This window comes from Asanoa sp. NPDC049573, assembly GCF_040676615.1.
GTDB lineage: Bacteria > Actinomycetota > Actinomycetes > Mycobacteriales > Micromonosporaceae > Asanoa.
In genome coordinates this window covers 83,343-101,932 of the sequence record NZ_JBFAPI010000020.1, presented here as the reverse complement: position 1 = coordinate 101,932, position 18,590 = coordinate 83,343, and the positions used below count along the sequence as shown (strand labels likewise).

The following is an 18,590-nucleotide window of genomic DNA, read 5'->3' as shown; positions in this document are numbered from 1 at the left end:
ACGGATGGCCCTGTACCGATATGGTGCCGGCGTGTCTCACCCCGACTCGCCGGTCCGGCGCAGCCTCCGCCCGACCATCGTCGCCGGCGTCGCCATCGCGGCGCTCTTCGTCGTGGGTGCGGCCGCCGTCGCCGCGGTGACCAGCGGCGGTGCCCAGGCGGAAGCGGCCTGGGTCGTGCCGGCAACCTCGCCCGGCGCCGCCGACGGCAAGAATGACGACCAGAAAGACGCCCAGCAGGAGGGGCAGGGCCAGCCGGCCCAGGAGTCGATCTCACTGTCCGCCACCGGCGACATCGTGATGGGCAACGCGCCGGGCAGCCTGCCGTCCAACGGCGGCAAGGGCTTCTTCGACGGCGTCAAGAAAGACCTGACCGCCGACCTGGTGATGGGCAACCTGGAAGAGCCGTTGACCGAAGACACCGGCCGCTCCAAGTGCGGCGCCGGTTCGACGGGTTGCCACCAGTTCCGGGCGCCGCCGGGTTATGCCAAGCACCTCAAGGACGCCGGCTTCGAGTTGCTCAACATGGCCAACAACCACGGCAACGACTACGGCGCGGACGGCTACCGCAACACCCAGGAAGCCCTCCAGGCCCAGGGGCTCGAGCACACCGGTGCGGTCGACGAGATCACCGTGGTCGAGGTCGAGGGCGTCAAGGTCGCAGTCGTCGGCTTCTCGTCGTACGCGTGGAACAACAGTCTGATCGACATCGAGAGTGGCAAGGACCTCGTCGCCAAGGCGGCCGGGCAGGCCGACATCGTCGTGGTGCAGGTGCACATGGGCGGCGAGGGCGCGGCGAAGACCCGGGTCAAGCCGGGCACCGAGATGTTCCTCGGCGAAAACCGGGGCGACCCGATCAAGTTCGCCCATTCGATGATCGACGCGGGTGCCGACCTGATCGTCGGCCACGGCCCGCACGTGCTGCGCGCGATGGAGTTCTACAAGGGCCGGCTGATCGCCTACAGCTTGGGCAACTTCGCCGGCGGCGGTGGCACGCTCAACCGCGGCGGCGTGCTCGGCCTCGGCGCGGTCCTCAAGGTCAACCTGACGCCCGAGGGTGGCTGGGTCGGCGGTCAACTCGTCTCGACCCAGATGAACACCGCCGGCAAGCCCGTCACCGACACGGGCAACGACAGCGCGGCCATGGTCGCCAACCTGTCCAAGCAGGACTTCCCGAAGACCGGCGCCCGGATCAGCGGCACCGGCAAGATCACGACGCCCGGCGCATAACCGGACAGACCGAACAAGCCACAAGACCAAGACCATTAAAAACAAGCAGGCTTGACTGTTTGTTTCGACCCCGCCATGCTCAGGAAATGCGGACCCCGCAGCAGGAGCGCAGCCGGGCCACCCAGGCACGCCTGCTCGACGCGGCCGTCGACAGCCTGGTCGACGTCGGCTGGGCCGGCACCACCACGACTGTGATCGCCGAGCGCGCCGGCGTCTCCCGCGGCGCCCAACTGCACCACTACCCGACCAAGGCCACGCTGGTGATGGCCGCCGTCGAGCACCTCGCCGACCGCCGCGCCGCCGAGATCAGGGCCGAGGCGGCCACCCTTCCCCAGGGTGAACGCCGGGTCGACCGGGTGATCGACATGCTGGCGGCCGCGTTCACCGGCCCGCTCTACGCCGCCGCCCTCGAGGTCTGGGTCGCCGCCCGCACCGACCCCGAGTTGCGCGCGGCCCTCGTGCCGGTCGAGGCCCGGGTCGGCCGCGAGTTGCACCGCCTCACCGTCGAGTTGCTGGATGCCGACGAGCGCCGCCCCGGCGTACGCGAATCGGTCCAAGCGTCCCTCGACCTCATGCGCGGCCTCGGCGTGGCCAACCTGCTCTCCGACGACGCCGCCCGCCGCACCGCCCTGCTCCGCGAATGGAAGCGCCACCTCGCCGCCGTCATCCGCGACTGAAGGAGGCCATTCGTGGTCGAGCTCACCGCCCTGCTCACCGATCTCGACGCCGAGACCGACGAGGTCGACGCCCTGGTCGCCACCCGGCCGCCCGCCGACTGGGCGCGCCCGACGCCCAGCCCCGGCTGGACCGTCGCGCACCAGATCGCCCACCTCGCCTGGACCGACCACCTGGCGCTGCTGGCCACCACCGACGACGCGGCCCTGGTCAACCTCCTGGCGCCGCTGGCCGACGACCCGGACCACATCGTCGACAAGGGAGCCGAGGGCTTCCTCGCGCCGCCCGACGAGTTGCGGCAACGCTGGCTCGACGGGCACCGCGCCCTGGCCACGGCCATCGAACAAGCGCCGCCGGGCAAGCGGATCCCCTGGTTCGGCAACCTGCTGTCGCCGCAGTCGATGGTCACCGCCCGGCTGATGGAGACCTGGGCACACGGCCTCGACATCGCCGACGCGCTCGGCGTCACCCGGGTGCCCACCGACCGGCTCCGGCACGTCGCGTTCCTCGGCTTCCGTACCCTCGGCCATTCGTTCCTGGCACACGGCAAGGCCGCCCCGGCCGAGCCGGTCCGGGTCGAGTTGGTGGCGCCCGACGGCGGCGAATGGGTGTTCGGCCCGGCCGGTGCGACCGACCGGCTGACCGGCCCCGCGCTCGACTTCTGCCTGCTGGTCACCCAGCGCCGGCACCCGACCGATCTCGCGCTGGTCGTCGAGGGTCCGGTCGCCACCGAGTGGCTGCAGATCGCGCAGGCCTTCGCCGGCCCGCCCGGCCACGGCCGCGGCCCGGCGAAGGCGATCTCATGATCCGGATCGGCAACGCGTCCGGCTTCTACGGCGACCGGTTCACCGCCTGGCGCGAGATGCTCGACGGCGGCGACCTCGACGTGCTCACCGGCGATTACCTGGCCGAGCTGACAATGCTGATTCTCGGCCGCGACCGGGCCCGCGACCCGGCCCTGGGCTACGCGAAGACGTTCTTGCGGCAACTCGAGACAACCCTCGGCACCGCCCTCGACAAGCGGGTCAAGCTGGTCACCAACGCCGGCGGCCTGCATCCCGCCGGGCTGGCCGCCGCGATCGAGTCGCTGGCCGCGCGACTCGGCCTGAAACCGCGCATCGGATACGTCGAGGGCGACGCCCTGGCCCGCCCCGACGCGCTGACCGCCAACGCCTACCTCGGCGCGTTCGGCATCGCGGCCTGTCTCGACGCCGGTGCCGACATTGTGGTCACCGGCCGGGTCACCGACGCCGCGCTGGTCGTCGGCCCGGCCGCCGCGCACTACGGCTGGGCCCGCGACGACTTCGACGCCCTGGCCGGCGCGACCGTGGCCGGCCACGTGATCGAGTGCGGCGCACAGGCAACGGGTGGCAACTTCAGCTTCTTCACCGAGTTGCCCGACGGCGCGCGCCGGCCCGGCTTCCCGATCGCCGAGGTCCACGAAGACGGCAGTTCGGTGATCACCAAGCACCCCTGCACCGGCGGCGCGGTGACCGTCGAGACGGTCACCGCGCAACTCCTCTACGAGATCGGCGGCCCGGCCTACCTCGGCCCCGACGTGGTCACCCGGCTCGACACGGTCGTCGTCACGGAGCAGGGCCCGGACCGCGTTGCCCTGACACATGTCAAAGGCAACCCGCCGCCGCCCACCCTCAAGGTCGGTGTCGCCAACCTCGGCGGTTTCCGCAACGCGATGACCTTCGTCCTCTGCGGGCTCGACATCGAAGCCAAGGCGGCGCTGGTCCGCGCCCAACTCGAAGACGCGGTCGGCACCGAGGGCCTGGAGTTCACGCTCGCGCGCACCGACCACCCGGACGCGGTCGACACCGAGGCGGCCAGCGCGCTGCTGCACTGCCACCTGAAGGATCAGGATCCGAAGCGGGCCGGCCGCGCCTTCTCGGCGGCCGCGGTCGAGTTGGCGCTCGCGTCCTACCCCGGCTGCACGCTGACCACCCCGCCGGGCGACGCGACACCGTTCGGCGTCTTCACCGCCGACAGCGTGCCGCAGGAGGCCGTCGAGCACACCGCCGTGCTGCCCGGCGGCGCGCACGTCAAGATCGCACCACCGAAACACACCGCCACGATGCAGCCGGCAGGAAACCAGCCGCCAGACGCCCGCCTGGACCCAGCACAAGGCTCGCAGGCAGGCGGCGAGCCACCAGGCGCCAGCGCAGAAGGCCCGCAGGCGGGCGGCCAACCCCAGACCGCAAGCCCGCAGCGGGCAGGAAGCCAGGAGACGACCCGAGTCGCGCTGGGCACGATCCTCGGCGCCCGCTCGGGCGACAAGGGTGGCGACGCCAACCTCGGCGTCTGGGCCCGGACCGACGAGGCCGCCGACTGGTTGCTCGGCTGGTTGACCGAGGACCGGTTGAGTCAACTGCTGCCGGAGACCGCCGCGTTGACCGTCGAGCGGTACGAGTTGCGCAACCTGCGCGCGGTCAACTTCGTCATCCGGGGCCTGCTCGGTCAGGGCGTCGCGGCGTCGACCCGGTTCGACCCGCAGGCGAAGGCGCTCGGCGAGTTGCTCCGCGCCCGGGTCGCCGACGTGCCCGCGGCGCTGGTCGCCCGGGGAAGTGCGGCGTGAGTCTCCACCACCGCCGCATCCGTGTCGCGTCCGCCGAGACGCTCGTTACGGAGGTGGCAATGGCCAAGGAGGTGTCGTGACTGTCCTGGAGACCGCGGTCGACCCGCGCAACCCGTCCTACCTGGAAAACCGTTCGGCGATGCTGGAACGGCTCCACGAGTTCGAGGACGCGCTCGACGACGCCCGCGCGGGCGGCGGCGACAAATACGTCAACCGCCACCACGCCCGCGGCAAGCTGTTGCCCCGCGAGCGGATCGAGTTGCTGGTCGACCAGGACGCACCGTTCCTGGAGTTGTCACCGACGGCGGCCTGGGGCACCGACTTCCCGGTCGGCGCCAGCGTGGTCAGCGGCATCGGCGTGATCGAGGGCGTCGAGTGCGTCATCGTCGCCAACGACCCCACGGTGCGCGGCGGCGCGATCAATCCGTACGCCCTGAAGAAGACCCAGCGGGCCGGCGAGATCGCCCTGGCCAACCGGTTGCCACTGGTCAACCTGGTCGAGTCCGGCGGTGCCGACCTGCCCACCCAGGCGGAGATCTTCATCCCGGGCGGCGGCGTGTTCCGCGACCTGACCCGGCTGTCCGCGGCCGGCATCCCGACGATCTCGGTGGTCTTCGGCAACGCGACGGCCGGCGGCGCCTACGTGCCCGGCATGTCCGACTACACGATCATGGTGCGGCACCAGGCGAAGGTCTTCCTGGCCGGCCCGCCGCTGGTCCGGATGGCGACCGGCGAGATCACCGACGACGAGTCGCTCGGCGGCGCCGGCATGCACGCCGGCACCAGCGGCCTGTCCGACTATCTGGCCGAAGACGAGCGCGACGGCCTGCGACTGGCCCGCCAGGTGGTCCGCCGGCTCAACTGGCGCAAGCAGGGCCCCGGGCCACGAACAAAGAACCCGGCGCCACCGAAGTACGACGTGGAAGACCTGCTGGCCATTGCCAGCGCCGACCCGCGTACCCCGTTCGACCCAAAGGAAGTACTAGCCCGACTGCTCGACGGCAGCGAGTTCGACGAGTTCAAGCCCGGCTACGGCACGGCGCTGGTGACCGGCTGGGGCGAGGTGCACGGCTACCCGGTCGGCGTGCTGGCCAACGCGCGCGGCGTGCTCTTCTCCGAGGAGTCGCAGAAGGCGGCGCAGTTCATCCAACTCGCCAACGCGACCGACACCCCGCTGCTCTTCCTGCAGAACACCACGGGCTACATGGTCGGCGCCGAGTACGAGCAACGCGGCATCATCAAGCACGGCGCCCTGATGATCAATGCGGTGTCCAACTCGAAGGTCCCGCACATCACGATCAACCTGGGCGCCTCCTACGGTGCCGGCAACTACGGCATGTGCGGCCGGGCCTACGACCCGCGTTTCCTGTTCACCTGGCCCAACGCGAAGTCGGCGGTGATGGGCCCGGCGCAGCTCGCCGGGGTGCTCTCGATCGTGGCGCGGCAGGCGGCCGAGGCCAAGGGTCAGCACTACGACGAAGACTCCGACCAGGCGATGCGGATGATGGTGGAGCAGCAGATCGACACGCAGTCGACCGCGCTGTTCCTCTCCGGCCGGCTCTACGACGACGGGATCATCGACCCCCGCGACACCCGCACGGTCCTGGGGCTGTCGCTGTCGGCTATCCACAATGCACCGATCAAGGGCGCCGAAGGCTTCGGCGTCTTCCGGATGTGAGGGCTGCACCATGATCCGCAGACTGCTGGTGGCCAACCGGGGTGAGATCGCCCGCCGGGTGTTCGCCTCGTGCCGGCTGGTCGGCATCGAGACCGTGGCCGTCTATTCCGACGCCGACGCCGACTCGCCGCACGTGGCCGAGGCCGACTACGCCGTCCACCTGCCCGGCAACGCGCCGACCGCGACCTACCTGCGCGGCGACCTGATGATCTCGGCCGCGCGGAAGACCGGCGCCGACGCGATCCACCCGGGGTACGGCTTCCTGTCGGAGAACGCCGACTTCGCCGCCGCGGTCACCGACGCCGGGCTGACCTGGATCGGCCCGCCGGCCAAGGTGATCGCCGCGATGGGCTCGAAGATCGAGGCCAAGACGCTGCTCGCCGACGCCGGCATCCCGATGCTGCCGACCTGGTTCGACGCCGATCGGGTGACCGAGTTCCCGGTGCTGGTCAAGGCGTCGGCCGGCGGCGGCGGCCGGGGCATGCGGATCGTGCACGACCGCGAGTCGCTGACCGACGCGATCGCCTCGGCCCGGCGCGAAGCGGCCCTCGCGTTCGGCGACGGCACCGTGTTCCTGGAGCGCTACGTCGAGAGCGCCCGGCACATCGAGGTGCAGGTGTTCGCCGACAACCACGGCAATGCGGTGCCCTTCGGCGAGCGCGAGTGCTCGATCCAGCGGCGCTACCAGAAGATCCTCGAGGAGGCGCCCTCGCCGGTTGTCACGCCGCAACTGCGCGAGCAACTCTGCGCGGCCGCGGTGATCGCGGCCCGGGCGGTCGGCTACGTCGGCGCCGGCACCGTCGAGTTTCTGGTCGACGCCGTCGGCGGCGGCTTCTACTTCCTGGAGATGAACACCCGGCTCCAGGTCGAGCACGCCGTCACCGAGTTGGTCGCCGGCTTCGACCTGGTCCGGATGCAGTTGCTGGTTGCCGAGGGCAACCCGTTGCCGGTCAACGCCGCACCGCCGATGCGCGGCCACGCGATCGAGGTGCGGCTCTGCGCCGAAGACCCCGCCGCCAACTGGCTGCCGTCCACCGGCACGCTGCACCGCTTCCACATCCCGCAGATCGGTGGCGAGTTCAAGCCCCTGCCCTCGCCCGGGTTGCGGCTCGACTCGGGCGTGCGGGACGGCTCGGTGGTCGGCGTCCACTACGACTCGATGCTGGCCAAGCTGATCGCCTGGGCACCGACCCGCGCCGAGGCCGCCCGGCTGCTCGCCGGCGCGCTGGCCCGGGCCGAGATCCACGGCGTGACAACCAACCGCGACCTGCTCGTACGCACGTTGCGGCACCCGTCCTTCCGCGCCGGCGACCTCGACACCGCCTTTCTCGAGCGGCACCCCGAGGTCTTCGCGCCCCTGCTCTCCTCGGTCGACGCGGTCCGGGTCTCCTGCCTCGCGGCCGCGCTGGCCGGCGCCGCCGCCCGGCGGGGCACCGCACCGGTGCTCGGCACGCTCCCCTCGGGTTGGCGCAACGTGCCGAGCCGATCACAGACCACCGTGTACGACGGCCCGGCCGGCCCGGTCGAGGTCGGCTACCGGCTCGACCGCGCCGGTGATCTGGTCAACTGGTGGGTCCAGGCGGTCGACCCCGACGACCCGGACCTCGGCGGTCTCGGCCAGCCGCCGGCCACCGACGACCACCCGCCGGCGCAGATCGTCTCGGTGGAGCCCGACGCCGTCGCGCTCGACGTCAACGGCATCCGCTTGATGTTCACCGTGCGCCGGGTCGGCGACGTGTCCTACGTCGACAGCCCCGAGGGCTCGGTCGCCCTTCAGGAGTTGCCCCGCTTCCCGCTCCCCGCGCCCGAACTGGCCGCGGGTTCGCTGGTCGCGCCGTTGCCCGGGCACGTCAGCCGGGTCATGGTCGTGCCCGGCCAGCGGGTCCGCCCGGGCGAACTGCTGATGACGCTCGAGGCGATGAAGCTCGAACACCCCGTCTACGCGCCGGCCGCCGGCTACGTCGCCGCGCTGCCGGTCGGCCCGGGCTCCCAGGTGGAGACCGGCGCCGTGTTGGCGGTGCTCAGTCCCGAATAAGCCCTAGACCGTCGGAGGCCACCCCTCATGGATTTCGACCTGACCCCTGAGCAGAGCGATCTGCGCGACGCCGTGGCGGCGCTCGGCCGCCGCTACGGCCACGAGTACTTCATCGGCAAGGCCAAGGCCGGCGAGCACACCACCGAGCTGTGGGCCGAGGCCGGCAAGTTGGGCTATCTCGGCGTCAGCATCCCGACCGAGTACGGCGGCGGTGGCGGCGGTATCACCGACCTGACCATCGTCTGCGAGGAACTCTCGGCGACCGGCTCGCCGTTGCTGCTGCTGGTCGTCTCGCCGGCGATCGTGGCGACGATCCTGGCCAGGCACGGCACCGAGGCGCAGCGCACCGAGTTCCTGCCCCGGCTCGCCGACGGCTCGCTGCTCATCGCCTTCGCGATCACCGAGCCCGAGGCCGGCTCCAACTTCCACCGGCTCGGCACGGTCGCACAGCGCGACGGCGACGAGTGGGTGCTCAACGGCCGCAAGTGCTTCATCTCCGGCGTCGACCACGCCGACTACGTGATGGTGGTCGCGCGCACCGCCGACGCGGCGACCGGCAAGCTGGTCCCGGCGCTGTTCCTGGTGCCGACCGACGCGGCCGGGCTGACGAAGTCCAAGCTCGACATGGAGATCGTCTCGCCGGAGAAGCAATGGCTGCTCTACCTCGACGACGTGCGCCTGCCGGCCGACGCGCTGGTCGGCGACGGCGACGCGGGGCTGCCGGCGCTGTTCGCGGGCCTCAACCCGGAGCGGATCACGGTGGCGGCGATGAGCGCCGGCACCGGCCGCTACGCGCTCGAACGGGCGTCCCGCTACACCGCCACCCGCCAGGTCTGGGGCCGTCCGATCGGGACGCACCAGGGCGTCGCGCACCCGCTGGCGCACGCGGCGATCCAGGTCGAACTCGCGCGGCTGATGGTCTACAAGGCGGCCACCCTCTATGACGCCGGCCGCGACCTGGAGGCGGGAGTCGCGGCCAACATGGCCAAATACGCGACCGCCGACGCCGCGGCACTCGCGGTCGACACGGCGATCCAGGCACACGGCGGCAACGGAATGACGACGGAGTACGGCGTGGCCACACTGCTCGGTGCCGTACGCGCCGGCCGGATCGCACCGGTAAGCCGGGAAATGATCCTCAATTTCGTCTCGCAGCACGTACTCGGCCAGGAGAAGTCTTATTGATTGGTTGTTGATCACGATGTGTGGAGATGCTTGGATCTTCAAACATGAGGCTTCCTCGCTCTCCGGCCGGCTGGACGATGGCCGTCTTCGGCGTGCTCGCGATCATCATGGGCGTGGTCGGCCTGGTCAGCCCGGACACGCTGCTCAAGCTGCTGGGTTTCGAGGTGCTGGGCGCGCGGGCCCCGGGCGACTACACCAAGACGTTCATGGCCGCGTCGTCGATGGCCTCGCTCAACATGGGCGTCTACTATCTGGTCGCGGTGGCGACCGAGTGGCGGCCGTTCTACCTCTTCACGGTGATCTTCCGGCTCGTGACGTTCACGGTTTTCACGATCCTGGTGGTCACCGACGCCGCGCCGGCGCGTTTCTTCGGCGTCGCGGCCTGGGAAGGAATCGGCGCGCTGGCCACAGGTGTCGCATTGTGGTTCGAAAGAAACCGGCGGACTTCGGTACCTTCTAACACGTGAATGGCACATCCCCTGGCGCCCTACCGCTGCCGGTTGTGCCTGGTCTAGCCGATTTGTCAGTGTTCGCGCGTGGCGGTTATGCGACCGTCTACCGCGCGACGCAGGGCTCGGTCGGCCGCGAGGTCGCGGTCAAGGTCGAAAATCGCACCCTCGACACCGAGCGCGACCGACGCCGCTTCCTCCGCGAGGCGCGCGCCGCGGGCCGCATGTCGTCCCATCCGCACGTGGTCGACCTGTTCGACGCCGGCGTGACGAGCGACCAGCACCCCTACCTGATCATGGAGTTGTGCGACGGCTCGTACGCCGAACGGATGAAGAACTCGCCGTTGTCGGCGGCCGAGGCGCGCGATGTCGGCATCAAGATCGCCGATGCGCTGGCCGACGCGCACCAGTTGGGCGTGCTGCACCGCGACGTGAAGCCGGCCAACATCCTCTACTCCAGGTTCAACGAGCCGGCGCTGGCCGACTTCGGCCTGGCCGTGCTGGCGGAGGTCCGCGACTCGTCGGTCACGCTCGAGGTGCTCACCCCGGCCTACGCCGCACCGGAGATGTTCCGGCACAGCGAGCCGTCGCCGGCCGTCGACGTCTACGCCCTTTGCGCGACGCTCTACGCGATCATGCGCGGCAAGCCACCGCGCTGGCGCGACGACCGCGACCCGAGCCTGGTCACGCTGATGGAGATGTTCACCGAGCGGATCCCCGACCTGCCCGGCGTGCCGCCGGCCTATCTGGACCTGCTCCGCGCGGGCATGGCCAACGATCCCGCGGCCCGGCCGTCGGCGGAAGAGTTGCGCGACCGCCTCGCCGACCTGCCGATGGAAGGCTTCGGCTCGACCCGGCCGACGTCGGCCCCGCCGGTCAGTGGCGGCGCACCGGCGAGCAAGCCCGTCTCCGGCGGCCCCTCGGTCTACGTCTCCCGCTCCTACACCCCGCCGGCGCCGCCCCCACTGGCTGCGCCGCCACAGCCCAGCAGCCCGACCGACGACCACCCCACCGTCCCCGGCGCCCGGCGTGGCCGGCGCCGCTGGTGGCTGGGCGGCCTGGGGATGATCGCGTTGCTCGCGATCGGCGGCCTGACCGCGTGGTATGCGTCGGGCTCGCCCGACGCCGACAATGATCCGGTGGGCCAGAGCAGCCCGGCGCCGACCCACACGGTGTCGCTGGGCCAGGCGCTGCCCGGCTGCATCGTTCCGTTGCCGGCCGGTGGCGTCTGCCCCGACGACCTGGAGTGCTTCGGCGACGACCGCCCCGCCGAGCGGGTGCCGTGCGCCGGCCGGCACACGTGGGAGGCGTTCGCGCTGGGCCAGGCTCCGGCGACGCTGGAGAAGGTGGACCGGGCGAACCTGCTGGCCGACCCCGCCGTGCGCCGGGTGTGCGGCGCGACCACCTTCACCGTGGCGACACGACTGATGAGCACCCAGGGTTGGACGCTCGACGTGTTGCCACCCGACCGGGCCGCGCTGGCCGCCGGCGACCGCACCTACCGCTGCCTGGCCGGCAAGGGCGAAGACGCGCTCAACGGCCCGACCCTGAGCCGTTAGAGCTTGTCGCCGAGCCGCTCCCGCAGTTCCTGCGCACGCGCGCGCTCGCTGGTCTGCTCGGTCGAGAACGACAGGTCGACGGCCCGCTCCGCCGCGGCCTGCGCCTCCGCACGGCGGCCGGCCGCATTCAGGGCCCGGGCCAGCACCTCGGCACCGATCACCCGGCTGCGCACGTCTTCGGCCGGCACCGCGGCGGCCCGCTGCGCCCAGTCCAACGCCTGCTCACACCGCCCGGCCGCGAGCAGCGCACCGGCATAGGTGGCCAGCGCCTGCTGCCGCGAGAACAGCAGCGACGGCGCACCGGAGGCCGAGGCGATCGGCGCCAGCAGCCCGATCGCGGTGGTGGTGTCGCCCGCCCGGGCCCGCACCGCCGACAGCAGCACCCGCGGCCCCACCTGGGCCGGCGCCAACGGGTTGTGCGGCTCGACCGCGGTCATCACGGCCCGCGCGTCGGCCTCGGCCGCGTCGCAGTCGCCGCGGTCGAGGGCGACGAAGCCGCGCAACGTGCCGGCCATCCCCATCAGCAGCGGATGCCCGATGCGGTTGGCGTAGGACACGGCGTCGCTCAGCAGGTCGCTGGCGTGCTGCGGCTCGCCGAGGCCGCGCGCGACCACACCCCGGACGACCAGCGAGAACCCGCGACCCCAGTCGTCGGAGGCGGCGGCGAAGTCGCGGTAGGCGCGGCGGGCCTCGCGGTCGGCCTCGGCCAGGTCGCCGAGTTCGGCGGCGGCGAACGCCTCGACCGCGCGGAGGGTGCCGACCGCCCACGCCTCGCCGACCCGCTCACCGAACGGCAGGAAGATCCGGGCGAGCCGGCGCGCCTCGGAGAGCCGGCCGGCGAGCAGCCGCGCGTATGCGGTGGTGCCGCGCAGCCAGGCCCGCCCGACCGGGTCGCCGAGCTGGGCGAACAGCCGCGCGGCTCGGGCCAGCACCGCGTCGGCACCGGCGAAGTCGCCGCGGGTGGTGGTCACCCAGGCCAGGTTCTGCAGCGACCAGGCCTGGCCGCGCTCGTCGCCGGCGGCGACGTTGACCTGGTAGGCCGCGGCGAACCGGCTGCTGGCCTGAGCGAGCTTGCCCTGCAGGAAGTCGGCCATGCCGAGCCGGCGCATCGCCTCGGCGCGCGGGCCGGGCAGGTTGGCGTCGGTGGCGACCTGGAGCGCGTCGCGCCACATCACCTGCGCGCGGGTGAAGTCGCCGAGGGAGCGGTGGGCCCGGCCGGCGAGCAGCAGCGCGCCGGCGCGGGCGCTCGGCTCGGCGGAGTTGGCGGCGATCTTCTCGGCGTAGGCGAGCGCGTCTTTGGCCCGGCCGGTCTGCTGTAACGCGCGGGCGTGCACCAGCCGGTCGGCGACCGGCAGCGCGTCGCCGGCCAGCGCGGCCTCACGCTCGGCGTATTCGACGGCGGTGACCGGCTCACCGGCGGCGGCCGCGCGCCGGGCCGACCGGCTCAGCGCGGCGATGCCGAGCGGGACGACGTCGCGGGCGGTCGCGTCGGGTCGCAGGCCGACCGCGTCGGCCAGGGCGACGGCGCGCTCGGTGTGGTGTGCGATGAAGGCGTCGCGGTCGCCGTCGGACCAGTTGCCCGGGTCGGCGGCGGCCGGCTCGACCGACACCGCGCGCCGGCCGGTGACCACCTCGGACAGCACCGTGGGCACCGCCCAGCGAGCCAGGAACGCGTGCCGCTCGGCCAGGTCGGCCTTGCCCATGCCGGAGTAGGCGGCCTCGTGCATGAGCGGGGTGGAGAACGCGTAGCCGGTGCGGGTGCGCTGGAGCATGCGGCGTTGCAGCAACTCGTCGACGGCCCGCTCGAGCTCGACCGCCACGACCGCGGCCGGACGGCCGGAGCGGCCCGCGTAGTGCTCGCGCAGCGCCTCCAGCGTGCCGCGCGGCACCACGTCGCCGATCACCGCGGCGTCGCGCAGCACCGACCGGGCGTCGGCGGGCAGCGCGTCGATGCGGGCGGCGAGCACGGCCGCCAGGTCGCGGGAGAGCAGCCGGCTGGTCAGCGAGCCGGGCGCGAGCCGCCAGCGCTTCTCGCCCGACTCGCCGTCGACGCTCACCTTGGTCAGCGCGCCACGCTCGATCAGCAGGGTGACCAGCTCGGCCAGGTAGAACGGGTTGCCCTGGGCGGTGGCCAGCAGGCCGTCGCTGTCGGGCTGGGGCAGCTTGCCGCCGCTCAGGTAGGACGACAGGAGCCGCGACGAGTCGGCGCCGCGCAACGGCGGCAGGGTGGCCACCTCGGCGTCGGCGAGCCGGGTCAGCGCACCGGCGGTGCGCACCAGCTCGGGGCGGCCGAGCAGCAGCACCAGGACCGGGCCGGTCAGCCGGGAGAGCATGACGCCAAGCGCCTCGACCGTCTCGGGAGTGGCGTCGTGCAGGTCGTCGACGATGATCAGCAGCGGTGCCTCGGCAGCGAGGCCGCTGAGCAGCGCGGCGACCGCACCCGGCACGGCGGCGGCGTCGGCCCCGTCGGGGTCGCCGGTCCACTCGCCGGGTGCTGCCTGCACAGCGGTCGGCAGGTCGCCGTAGCCCATCAGGGCGGTCAGCAACTCGGAGGCGACCGGCGGCGCGTCCGGGAAGCGGGCCAACCGGCTGGTCAGCCGGCGCAGCCGCTCTTCGACCACCTGCCGGGTGGGCGGTGTGCCGTTGTCGGTCGGTGCGCCGATCGCGATCCGGACCAGGTCGGCGAGCGGGGCCAGGCGGCGGCGCTCGCCGAACGCGGCACAGCGCACCGAGAGCACCCGGGCGCCGGTGCGGGTGGCGAACCGGCCGGCGGCCACGTCGTAGCCGGCGGCCAGCCGCTCGGCCTCGCCGGCGAATCGGGTCTTGCCGATGCCGGCCTCGGCGGTCATCAGCATGACCGTGGGCTGACCCTGGTCGACGACCTCGGCGAGCCGGCCGGCGATCCGGCCGAGTTCGGCCTCGCGGCCGACGAACGGCGCCTCGTCGCCGAGGCCCGACCGGGTGCCTGGCGCGTCGTGCAGGCCGAGTAGTTCGTAGGCCTCGACCGGGTCGCGCTTGCCCTTGAGCCGCAACGGGCGCAACTGCCGCCAGGACGCGACCCGCCGGGTGCCGGAGAAGGTGCTGGCACCGGCGTAGATCGCGCCGACCGCGGCCGCGTCGGCCAGCCGGGCGGCGGTGTTGACCGTGTCGCCGATGACCGTGTATTCGATCGCGGCCTGAATGCCCGCGACCACGTTGCCGGTGTTGAGCCCGACCCGCAGGCCGAGCGGTGCGCCGCCGCCGCGCTCGTCGTCGAGCACCCGGCGGACCGCGCGCTGCATCGACAGGGCCGCCCGGACGGCGCGCTCGGCGTCGTCTTCGTGCGCGACCGGTGCGCCGAAGACGGCCATGATGCCGTCGCCGGTGAGCTTGTCGACGTGGCCGCCGAAGGTCTTCACCGCGCCCGCGAGCGCGGCCAGCACCCGGTCGGTCACCGCGCCGACCCGTTCGGGGTCGACATTCTCCGACCAGGAGGTGAAATCAGACAGATCGCCGAACAGGACGGTAACCACCCGGCGTTCGGCGGCGGGCAGCGACGCCGCCGCAGGCAGGGCGGCGCCGCAGTTGTGGCAGAAACGGGCGCCGGGAATGGCGACCGTGCCGCACACGGGACACGTCACGGTCCATCCAACCCCTGTGACCCCCGTCGCGATTCCCCGGACGGCACACCGAGATATGCGAGTTGGGCCCGGACGGACCACTCGGCGGCGGGCCAGAGCGAGGGGTCGACGTCGGCGTAGACGGCGGCGACGACCTCTTCGGCCGTTTTGGCGCCATCTGCAACGGCTTGGCGGACCTGGTCGAGGCGCGCCTGGCGGTGGCTGAGGTAGAACCGCGCGGCCACCGCGCAGTCGGCGAGAGCCGGACCGTGGCCCGGCAGCGCGAGAAACCCGGGATAGCCGGTCAGCAGCTCCAGGCTGGCGAGGTAGTCGCCGAGGTCGCCGTCGGGATGTGCGACCACCGTGGTGCCCCGGCCGAGGATCGTGTCGCCGGTGAAGACCGCCCGCTCGGCGCCGGCAGCAGCGACGAAGCAGACCGAGTCGGCCGTGTGGCCGGGGGTGGCGACAGCGGTGATCGTGACGCCCGCCAGCTCGTGCGAACCCAGATCGCGGAGCACGGTCGCGCCGGTCAGCTCGGCAAACCGGTCAAGGCCCTCGACGTGGTCGGGGTGGCCGTGGGTGGCCAGCACGGTGCCGATCGGGCCGTGCGCGGCGACCGCCGCCAGGTGACCCTCGTCGAGCGGACCGGGATCGATCACCACCGCCGGCGCGCCCGCGGTGGCCCGCACGACCCAGGTGTTGGTGCCATCGAGGGTCATGGGGCCCGGGTTGGCCGCCCTGACCAGGGTGACCCACTCCGGCAGGCGATCCGCGAGCGCTGCCGCCGGAGTGGTCACGTGGGCCGTCATGGGTGCGATCGTACGACCGGGTTGTGACAACCAGGTCAGGCGACCGCGACCTCCACGATCGCTTCGACCTCGACCGGAGCGCCGAGCGGCAGCTCCGCGACGCCGACCGCGCTGCGGGCGTGCCGGCCCGCCTCGCCGAACACCTGACCGAACAGCTCGGAGGCGCCGTTGACGACCGTCGGCTGGCCGGTGAAGCCCGGCGCCGACGCGACGAAACCGACCACCTTGACGACCTTGACGACGTATTCCAGGCCGACCAGGGCGTCGATCGCGGCCAGTACGTTGAGGCCGCACTGCCGGGCCAGGTCACGGGCCTGCTCGGCGGTGACCTCCTCGCCGACCTTGCCTTTGGCGAGCAGCTCGCCGCCGACGATCGGCAGTTGGCCGGAGACGTAGACGTAGTTGCCGGACTGCACCGCGGGCACGTATGCCGCCACCGGGGGCACGACCTCGGGCAGGGTCAGCCCTAGCTCGGCGATGCGCTCATGCGGGGTCGTCACGACTTGGGCCGCTTCATGTAGGCGACCAACTGCTCCGGATTCGGGCCCGGAATGACGGACACGAGCTCCCAGCCGTCCTCACCCCAGTTGTCCAGAATCTGCTTGGTCGCGTGGACCAGCAGCGGCACGGTCGCGTACTCCCATTTCTGCATGCGGCCGAGGTTACCGGTGGCGATCCGGGCGGCCCCAGGTCGGCTACCCTGCTCCGCGACGGCTCGTCCGGACGAGACCTGGGGAGACCATGAGCGTGCCGCCCGCCGCTGACGACGAGAGCCGGCCGACCGACGCCCCCGAGTCGGGCGACGAGGCCGGCGGGCGACCGCCCGTCCCCCCGCCACCACCCCCGCAGGACCTGCCCGCGCCGCCACCGCCCGCCGTGGCCCGACCGGCGCCGCCATCGCCCGCCGTGGCCCAACCGACGCAGCCTCCGCCCGCTGTGGCCCCACCGACGCCGCCACCGCCCGCCGTGGCCCGACCGGCGCCCCCATCGCCCGCCGTGGCCCAACCGACGCCGACGCCGCCCGCTGTGGCCCCACCGACGCCGCCCACACCCGAACCACCCCCGGTCGCGCCAGCGGCGCCCTCGGCGGCCCTCGAACCGCCACCGGTGTCCGCAGAGCCGCTGCCGCCGGCCCCGGTGACCGGGCCCGGCCCGGCCGACACCCAGGAGATCACTCCGGCCACGACCGTCCCGAGCGCACCGCTCTGGACTCCGCCCCCGTGGACATCGGGTCCGCGGCAGCCGACGGTGCCGCCCGCGACCCACGACTGGGCCACGACCACCCAGCCGGTGCCGCCACCGCCGAGCTGGGGGCCGCCCGTACCCCCGAATCCGGTCCGGAAGCCCCGCCGCCGCGGCCTGTTGATCACGGTGATCGTGCTGGCCGGGGTCCTGGTCCTGGGTTGCGGCGGCGGGCTCGTCGGCTATCTCGCGCTGCGCGACGTCGACACCGGAGAGGGCGCGGCCGAGCCGGTCGCCGCGGTGGAGAGCTTCCTCGACGCGGTCTACGTGAAGCAGAACGCGACCGCGGCCAACGCGCTGGTCTGTAGCGACGCGCGCGACCAGGGCGCCCTCCAGGACAAGGTCGACGAGATCAAGCGGTACGCGCGGACCTATCCGAACCCGCGCTACAAGTGGGACCCGCCCAAGGTGGAGCAGCAGGACGCGGAGAAGGCGACCGTGTCGACCCGGTTGACCGTGTTGACCGCCGACGACCGCAGCACCGCCGAGCAGCTGCGCTTCACCGTCGTACACAAGACCGGCTGGTGGGTCTGCGATGTCGGCTGACGCATACTCTTAGTGCGTGACCAGACCCGCTCCGACCGGCCGACGCGCTGACCTGTGGCCCGCGCGGCTGCATGTCGTGACCGGGAAGGGCGGCACCGGCAAGACCACGGTGGCCGCCGCGCTCGCCCTGGCGCTGGCCGCCGGCGGGCGCCGCACGCTGCTGGTTGAGGTCGAGGGCCGGCAAGGAGTCGCGCAACTCTTCGGCACCCCGCCGCTGCCCTACGAGGAGCGGCGAATCACCGCGGCGGCCGGCGGCGGCGAGGTGCGGGTGCTGGCCATCGATGCCGAGGAAGCGCTGCTCGAATACCTCGAGATGTTCTACCGGCTGGGCGCCGCCGGGCGGGCCCTGCGCCGGCTGGGCGCGATCGACTTCGCCACGACCATCGCCCCTGGCCTGCGCGACGTGCTGCTCACCGGCAAGGTCAAGGAGGCCACGACCAGGACCTCGGGCGGGCATCGGGTGTACGACGCGGTCGTGGTCGACGCGCCGCCCACCGGCCGGATCGGCCGGTTCCTCAACGTGACCGCCGAGACCGCCAAGCTGGCCAAGGTCGGGCCGATCAAGACACAGAGCGACGGCGTCCAGGCCCTGCTCCGCTCGCCGATGACCGCGGTGCACGTGGTCACACTGCTCGAGGAGATGCCGGTCCAGGAGACGGTCGACGCGATCGACGAGTTGACCCGGTTGCGCATCCCGGTCGGCCACGTGATCGTCAACGAGGCACAGGCGCCGCTGGCCTCCGTGGGCAAGGTCTCACAGGCCGAGTTGCGCCGCGGGCTGACCGCCGCCGGGTTGCCAACAGACAAGGCAACGGTCACCGGGTTGTACGCCGAGGTGAAGAACCACCTGACCCGCCAGGAACTCGAGGATTCGCTCCGTGGCGACCTCGTCGAACTGGGCCGCCCGGTGCTGGAGCTGCCCCTGTTAAGCGCCGGCGTCGACCGTGACGGGCTAGACGTTCTCGCTGCTGCTCTGTTGGCTGCTCCGACCCCATAAACTC

Annotated in this window: 15 protein-coding genes; 11 read left to right on the top strand and 4 right to left on the bottom strand. The window is 72.5% G+C overall.

Translation table 11 applies throughout. The annotated features are described in order from the left end of the window. The first annotated feature begins 76 nt into the window (after positions 1-76). The 9 genes from AB0J74_RS32650 (at position 77) to AB0J74_RS32610 (ending at position 11,393) form a co-directional block, all read left to right on the top strand. Positions 77-1,228: a CapA family protein gene (locus AB0J74_RS32650; protein ID WP_363454971.1), complete on the top strand. Its 1,152-nt coding sequence runs from the start codon at positions 77-79 to the stop codon at positions 1,226-1,228. An 86-nt stretch (positions 1,229-1,314) separates the two neighbouring features. After that, complete coding sequence (locus AB0J74_RS32645; protein ID WP_363454913.1) at positions 1,315-1,905, top strand: TetR/AcrR family transcriptional regulator; 591 nt, start codon at positions 1,315-1,317, stop codon at positions 1,903-1,905. Positions 1,906-1,917: 12 nt separating this feature from the next. Beyond that, positions 1,918-2,709 (top strand): TIGR03084 family metal-binding protein, encoded by a 792-nt coding sequence (locus AB0J74_RS32640; RefSeq protein ID WP_363454910.1) that lies wholly within the window; start codon positions 1,918-1,920, stop codon positions 2,707-2,709. Continuing rightward, complete coding sequence (locus AB0J74_RS32635) at positions 2,706-4,487, top strand: acyclic terpene utilization AtuA family protein (RefSeq protein WP_363454908.1); 1,782 nt, start codon at positions 2,706-2,708, stop codon at positions 4,485-4,487. Before AB0J74_RS32640 ends, AB0J74_RS32635 begins: the two co-directional genes overlap by 4 nt. Before the next feature lie 76 nt (positions 4,488-4,563). Continuing rightward, positions 4,564-6,165: a carboxyl transferase domain-containing protein gene (locus AB0J74_RS32630; RefSeq protein ID WP_363454905.1), complete on the top strand. Its 1,602-nt coding sequence runs from the start codon at positions 4,564-4,566 to the stop codon at positions 6,163-6,165. Positions 6,166-6,175: 10 nt separating this feature from the next. Next, positions 6,176-8,200 carry a biotin carboxylase N-terminal domain-containing protein gene (locus AB0J74_RS32625; protein ID WP_363454902.1) on the top strand — a complete coding sequence of 675 codons (2,025 nt, stop codon included), beginning with the start codon at positions 6,176-6,178 and terminating at the stop codon, positions 8,198-8,200. Between the two features lie 27 nt (positions 8,201-8,227). Next, positions 8,228-9,385 carry an acyl-CoA dehydrogenase gene (locus AB0J74_RS32620; RefSeq protein WP_363454898.1) on the top strand — a complete coding sequence of 386 codons (1,158 nt, stop codon included), beginning with the start codon at positions 8,228-8,230 and terminating at the stop codon, positions 9,383-9,385. Positions 9,386-9,429: 44 nt separating this feature from the next. After that, the gene (locus AB0J74_RS32615; RefSeq protein ID WP_363454896.1) at positions 9,430-9,852 is read left to right on the top strand and encodes a hypothetical protein; all 423 of its coding nucleotides are present in this window, start codon (positions 9,430-9,432) and stop codon (positions 9,850-9,852) included. Further along, positions 9,849-11,393: a serine/threonine-protein kinase gene (locus AB0J74_RS32610; RefSeq protein ID WP_363454893.1), complete on the top strand. Its 1,545-nt coding sequence runs from the start codon at positions 9,849-9,851 to the stop codon at positions 11,391-11,393. The genes AB0J74_RS32615 and AB0J74_RS32610 overlap by 4 nt, the downstream gene beginning before the upstream one ends. Here AB0J74_RS32610 and AB0J74_RS32605 read toward each other — a convergent pair. Genes AB0J74_RS32605 through AB0J74_RS32590 form a run of 4 tightly spaced genes read right to left on the bottom strand, consistent with a single transcriptional unit; the run spans position 11,390 to position 16,453 of the window. Further along, a complete protein-coding gene (locus AB0J74_RS32605) occupies positions 11,390-15,013 on the bottom strand; it encodes an adenylate/guanylate cyclase domain-containing protein (protein ID WP_363454890.1) in 3,624 nt (1,207 codons plus the stop codon). The genes AB0J74_RS32610 and AB0J74_RS32605 overlap by 4 nt on opposite strands. Continuing rightward, on the bottom strand, positions 15,010-15,801 hold the full coding sequence (locus AB0J74_RS32600) for an MBL fold metallo-hydrolase (RefSeq protein WP_363454887.1): 792 nt from the start codon (positions 15,799-15,801) through the stop codon (positions 15,010-15,012). Before AB0J74_RS32600 ends, AB0J74_RS32605 begins: the two co-directional genes overlap by 4 nt. Positions 15,802-15,836: 35 nt before the next feature. After that, positions 15,837-16,301 carry a RidA family protein gene (locus AB0J74_RS32595; protein WP_363454884.1) on the bottom strand — a complete coding sequence of 155 codons (465 nt, stop codon included), beginning with the start codon at positions 16,299-16,301 and terminating at the stop codon, positions 15,837-15,839. Further along, positions 16,298-16,453 carry a DUF4177 domain-containing protein gene (locus AB0J74_RS32590; RefSeq protein WP_203704381.1) on the bottom strand — a complete coding sequence of 52 codons (156 nt, stop codon included), beginning with the start codon at positions 16,451-16,453 and terminating at the stop codon, positions 16,298-16,300. Before AB0J74_RS32590 ends, AB0J74_RS32595 begins: the two co-directional genes overlap by 4 nt. A 455-nt stretch (positions 16,454-16,908) precedes the next feature. Between AB0J74_RS32590 and AB0J74_RS32585 the strand changes: the two genes are divergently transcribed. Both AB0J74_RS32585 and AB0J74_RS32580 read left to right on the top strand, forming a co-directional pair. Next, positions 16,909-17,589: a hypothetical protein gene (locus tag AB0J74_RS32585; protein WP_363454881.1), complete on the top strand. Its 681-nt coding sequence runs from the start codon at positions 16,909-16,911 to the stop codon at positions 17,587-17,589. A 16-nt stretch (positions 17,590-17,605) separates the two neighbouring features. Then, positions 17,606-18,586 (top strand): ArsA-related P-loop ATPase, encoded by a 981-nt coding sequence (locus AB0J74_RS32580; RefSeq protein ID WP_363454878.1) that lies wholly within the window; start codon positions 17,606-17,608, stop codon positions 18,584-18,586. Positions 18,587-18,590: the final 4 nt, after the last annotated feature.